This is a genomic window from Cryobacterium sp. TMT2-10, assembly GCF_004403075.1.
Classification (GTDB): Bacteria; Actinomycetota; Actinomycetes; order Actinomycetales; family Microbacteriaceae; genus Cryobacterium; species Cryobacterium shii.
Genome location: NZ_SOGW01000110.1, coordinates 1 through 4,392 on the forward strand (window position 1 = coordinate 1; position 4,392 = coordinate 4,392).

Annotated in this window: 5 protein-coding genes; all 5 read right to left on the reverse strand. The window is 67.6% G+C overall.

All coding sequences use genetic code 11. From position 1 onward, the window contains the following. Positions 1 to 449: 449 nt before the first annotated feature. On the reverse strand, positions 450 to 1,142 hold the full coding sequence (locus tag E3T37_RS13835) for a hypothetical protein (protein ID WP_134367770.1): 693 nt from the start codon (positions 1,140 to 1,142) through the stop codon (positions 450 to 452). Positions 1,143 to 1,376: 234 nt separating this feature from the next. Then, positions 1,377 to 1,907 (reverse strand): pyridoxal 5'-phosphate synthase, encoded by a 531-nt coding sequence (locus tag E3T37_RS13840; RefSeq protein WP_134367772.1) that lies wholly within the window; start codon positions 1,905 to 1,907, stop codon positions 1,377 to 1,379. A 77-nt stretch (positions 1,908 to 1,984) separates the two neighbouring features. Beyond that, on the reverse strand, positions 1,985 to 2,368 hold the full coding sequence (gene rbsD / locus E3T37_RS13845; RefSeq protein ID WP_134367774.1) for a D-ribose pyranase: 384 nt from the start codon (positions 2,366 to 2,368) through the stop codon (positions 1,985 to 1,987). Next, a complete protein-coding gene (locus E3T37_RS13850; RefSeq protein ID WP_134367776.1) occupies positions 2,365 to 3,339 on the reverse strand; it encodes a ribokinase in 975 nt (324 codons plus the stop codon). Before E3T37_RS13850 ends, rbsD begins: the two co-directional genes overlap by 4 nt. Continuing rightward, a complete protein-coding gene (locus E3T37_RS13855) occupies positions 3,336 to 4,262 on the reverse strand; it encodes a substrate-binding domain-containing protein (protein WP_370292580.1) in 927 nt (308 codons plus the stop codon). The genes E3T37_RS13850 and E3T37_RS13855 overlap by 4 nt, the downstream gene beginning before the upstream one ends. Positions 4,263 to 4,392 lie beyond the last annotated feature (130 nt).

Genomic DNA, 4,392 nt, shown 5'->3' on the forward strand with positions numbered 1-4,392 from the left:
CTACTCGCCCTCGCCGCCGGAATCTGGCACAACTGGCTCCTCGGAACACCCAACAAACGATCCCTCATCGCCTACGACCATTAGGACTCACTCATCTAGTCGATGGGTCGGGCCACCGGTGATCGAGCCTGTCGACATCGCCCTCTGAAGGGGTCGACATGCAGTCCACCGGGGCCCGACCAGCGACCCGGACGGGCTTCTTCAGGCCTTCGGTCAGGTGTGGACGACGTTCTACGGCCGGGGGCGCGACGCCCGCATCTTCTGGATCACGGCTTTGCCCTGCGGGCTGCGCAGGTACTTGGTGACCAGGGTCACGACCACGGGGACGTACTTGAGCAGGCGAGGCATGGCGATCTCTTTTCGTCTGAAGTTCTTTGGGTGCGAGAGTGCGGAAGCGGCCGGGCGGAACGGGCCGCCCAGCCGCCCTGTGCTGGTAATCCGTGCCAGAGTCAGCGGCCGAGTACTTCGCGGTCCACGCGACGGTGGAACCGCATCCCGGCGAGTCCGCCGACGATTGCGCCGGCAAGGCTGACCAGAACGATGACGATCGCGGTGATGATGCTGCCTGCCGTGAGGTCTCCCGAATTGAGCGGGATGCTGGGAAGGCTGTTCAGGTTCCCCAGGATATTCAGCTGGCCGCCGGCGATGACACCGATGGTCCCGGCGACGGCGGCGATCACGATCGCCCACACCCACACGGCGATTCCCTGCTTGATGCCGTCGAAGCGGGCCATGCGACCGGCCACGTAGCCGCCGCACAAATAGGACACGAACACCACGACTGCGAGCACGATGGCTCCGATCAGTGCGATGGTGCCGGCGTTGTCGGCAGCAGTTCCGGCAGCCTGATCGGCGGAATCGGACTCGCCCAGGCCGACTGCGGCTCCGGCGGCAGCGAACAGGGCGGTAAGGATCACTGCGGTGCCGGTGGCGGTAAGCCAGCCGAAGAAAGCCGATCCCCACTGGATTCCGCCGAAGCGGGCCGCGTCGCGTCCGACGACCGGGTCGCGGCGGACGCCGTCGTCGCCGCGGACGCCCTCGTCGCGGATGGTCGCCCCATTTCCCGCGGGGACCCCAGCGACGGAGCCGGGATCGTCAATGTTTCGATTGATGTTTGAACCGGTTGAGTCGTATGTTGCCATGGCAATAGCTCCTCTACTGATACGAATATGGACCTGAGGTCCCGCCGAGACGGAAAACGGTCCCCGCGAGAATCTCTCAAGATGTAGTCGCATCTCGGGGGGCGTTCGTCACAGAATCAGGCGATGGATTTAAACGACGACGCGCAGGCAACAGCGAGACACCTCGACGCCATGATGGGCGACATACCCGCCTGAATCGGACCTGGGTCGACGAACGGTTCGGCCGGGGCCGGCTCAGTCGTCGGCGGTAACCAGGTAGCGGTGGCGCACGTGCCGGCGGTCAGTGCTGGCCTGCCAGAACTCCACCTCCACCGGCCGCACGGCGTACAGCTGCCAGGTCGGGTTCGGTGAACCGTCGGCGCCTGGCCGCTCGTCCCAGTCTGCGGCGGACTCCTCGGCTGACAGTTCGACGATGGTGCCGACCACGCGTACCTGGCGGCCGAGGCCAGACCAGAAGAAATTCATGGCGACCCGCGGATGCTCCGCCAGCTCCCGGCCCTTGCGCGACGCCCTCGAGGTGGCGAAGTGCCAGCCCTCGGCGTCGAGGTTCTTCAGGATCATCATTCTCGACGACACCGCACCGGCAGCGTCGGAGGTGGAGAGGGTGAACGCGTGCGGCTGGGGCAGGCCCGCGTCGAGTGCGTCGCCCAGCCATTCCCGGAACAGGTCGGCCGGGTCGGACGGCGCCGTGGCCGGGTCGAAGACCGGAAGATCAACGGGAAAATCCGGCAGGGAACGCAGCATGCTGCGGAATGATTCGCTCACGCCGCGAGCCTAGTGCGCGTTCCCTGCCGGATCCTGACCGGTGGTTCGCCCTGCAGCCTGGATTCAGGCGGAGAGCGTCAGAACGAGACTCCGCAGACCAGCGCCGCGTTCGCGAACGGCGTGGCCTCGCCCGTGCGGATAAAGAGCTTCGCCGAGGCGGAGAGGCTCTTCAGGTCCTCGTGACTGATGTACTCGATCTCATCGAAGCGCTCGGACAGCCACGCCCCGGCGGGCGCGGTCCTGGCTTCCTCCGCCGCGACGCAGCCCTGGAATACGAGCTCGTCGCGCAGGGCGTCGAGCACCTGCTCGAAGCGCGGAATACCGTGCACCAGCGCCAGGTCGATCACGGGGACCCCCCGAGGGATCGGCATGCCGCAGTCCGCGAGGAGAACGATATCCGTGTGCCCGAGCCGGGCCAGCGCGCCCGACAGTTCGGCGTTCAGGATGCCCCGCCGCTTCATGCGGGCACCGTCCCGTCCAGAGTCGGCAGCGCGTCGGCGAGGGTCGGATACGAGGTCTGGGTTCCGCGGCTCTGCACCGCGAAGGCCCCGACTCGCACGGCCAGCCGAACGGCCTCCGACAGGGTCACCCCCGCGGCCAGCTGTGCGCTCAGGGCGCCGACGAAGGCGTCGCCGGCTCCGGAACTGTCCACGGCGACGACCGTGGGCGAGGCCACGGTGTGGGTGCCGTCCCGGTCGGCGCAGATGGCTCCCTTCGCGCCGCGGGTCAGCACGACGGATGCGACGCCCCACTCCAGCAGCCGGGCGACAAGCTCGGCGTCCTCCGTCGGGATCGGGCGGTCCGGCTCCAGTTGCGCGAGCACGAGGGCGGCCTCGTGCTCGTTCACGACCAGCGGGTCCGCGCGGCGGATCGCCGCGGCATCCAGTGGGATCACGGGCGCCAGGTTCAGCACGACGCGCCCCGTCGCCAGCCGCGTTGCGGCGACGATGCCCGCGGCGGGGATCTCGCCCTGGAGCACCACCACGGCGGCCGACGCGATGACGGCCGCGTTGGCCTCGACGGCCTCGGCCCCCATCATCGCGTTGGCACCGGGGATGACCACGATCGTATTCTCCCCGTCGTCGGCCACCGCGACCAGGGCGAGCCCGGTGGGACCGTCGACAGTTCGCACGGCCGACTGGTCGACGCCCGCGCGGGTCAGGATCGCCGTAGCCACCTGGGCCTGCGAGTCCCGGCCGACGGCGCCGACCATGCGCACGGAGGCGCCGAGCTGGGCCGCGGCCACGGCCTGGTTGGCGCCCTTGCCGCCGGGCAGGAACTCCATCGACGTTCCGATGAGGGTCTCGCCCGGCTGCGGGTGCCGGTCGATCCGGATCAGCTGGTCTACGTTGATGGATCCGACGACGACCACCGACCCGGGTCCGGTGTCGCCGGACGGTGCAGGGAGAGTGCTGCCGGTGAAGTCACTCACTTGGCGAAGTCGCCCACATTCGTCTTGGTGACGGAGACGACCTCGACGGGAACGTTCTTCTCGATCTTCTCGCCCTTGATGGCCTTGACGGCCAGTTCGACGGCGAGCTTGCCGAGTTCGGCCGGCTGCTGCGCGATGGTGGCGACGAGGGTGCCGGCCTTGATGGCGGCGAGTCCGTCGGAGGTGCCGTCGAAGCCGACGACGGAGACCTCGGTGCCGGCCTTGGCGCCGAGGGCCTGGATGGCGCCGAGCGCCATCTCATCGTTCTCGGCGAAGAGTCCGGTCACTCCCGGGTTGGACTGCATCAGGTTGGTGGTGACGTCGAGCGCGGCGGCTCGGTCGAAGTTCGCGGTCTGCTTGGCGACCACGGTGATCCCGGGGTAGGCCTTCATTCCCTCTTCGAAACCGGCGCCGCGGTCGCGGCTCGCCGACGTTCCGGAGACGCCCTGCAGTTGGATCACGCTGCCCTTCTCGCCCATGGCCTTGGCGAGTTCGTCGGCAGCCTGACGGCCGCCCGCCACGTTGTCGCTGGCGACAAGGGAGTCGAGGTCGGCACCGTTGACCGTGCGGTCAACACCGATGACCGGGATACCGGCCTTGAGCAGGGCGTTCACGGACGAGGCGGCGGCATCCGAGTCAACCGGGTTCACGATCACGGCCTTGGTGCTGCCCGAGGCGGCGGTCGCGAGCTGGTTGGCCTGGGTGGCCGAGTCGTTCTGGGCGTCGACGATGTTCAACTGCACTCCGGCGTCCTTGGCGGCGGCCTGGGCGCCGTCGCGCAGTTCAACGAAGAACGGGTTGTTCAGGGTGGAGATGGCCATCACGATCTTGTCGCCGGAGGCCTCGCCCCCGCCGCCACGGCCGCAGGCGGTGGTTCCGGCCAGGATCAGTGCCGCGGTGGCAGTCAGTGCTGCAATTTTCAAAAACGAGGACGACTTCATTGTTTTTCCTTTGGGTGTAGTTGGTGTAGTTGGTGTAGTTGGTGTAGTTGGTGTAGTTGGTGTAGTTGGTGTAGTTGGTGTAGTTGGTGTAGTTGGTGTAGTTGGTGTAGTT

Coding starts and splice junctions, on each gene's coding strand:
- rbsD (WP_134367774.1), bottom strand. CDS start 2,368: ATGAAGCGGCGGGGCATCCTGAACGCCGAACTGTCGGGCGCGCTGGCC.
- E3T37_RS13835 (WP_134367770.1), bottom strand. CDS start 1,142: ATGGCAACATACGACTCAACCGGTTCAAACATCAATCGAAACATTGAC.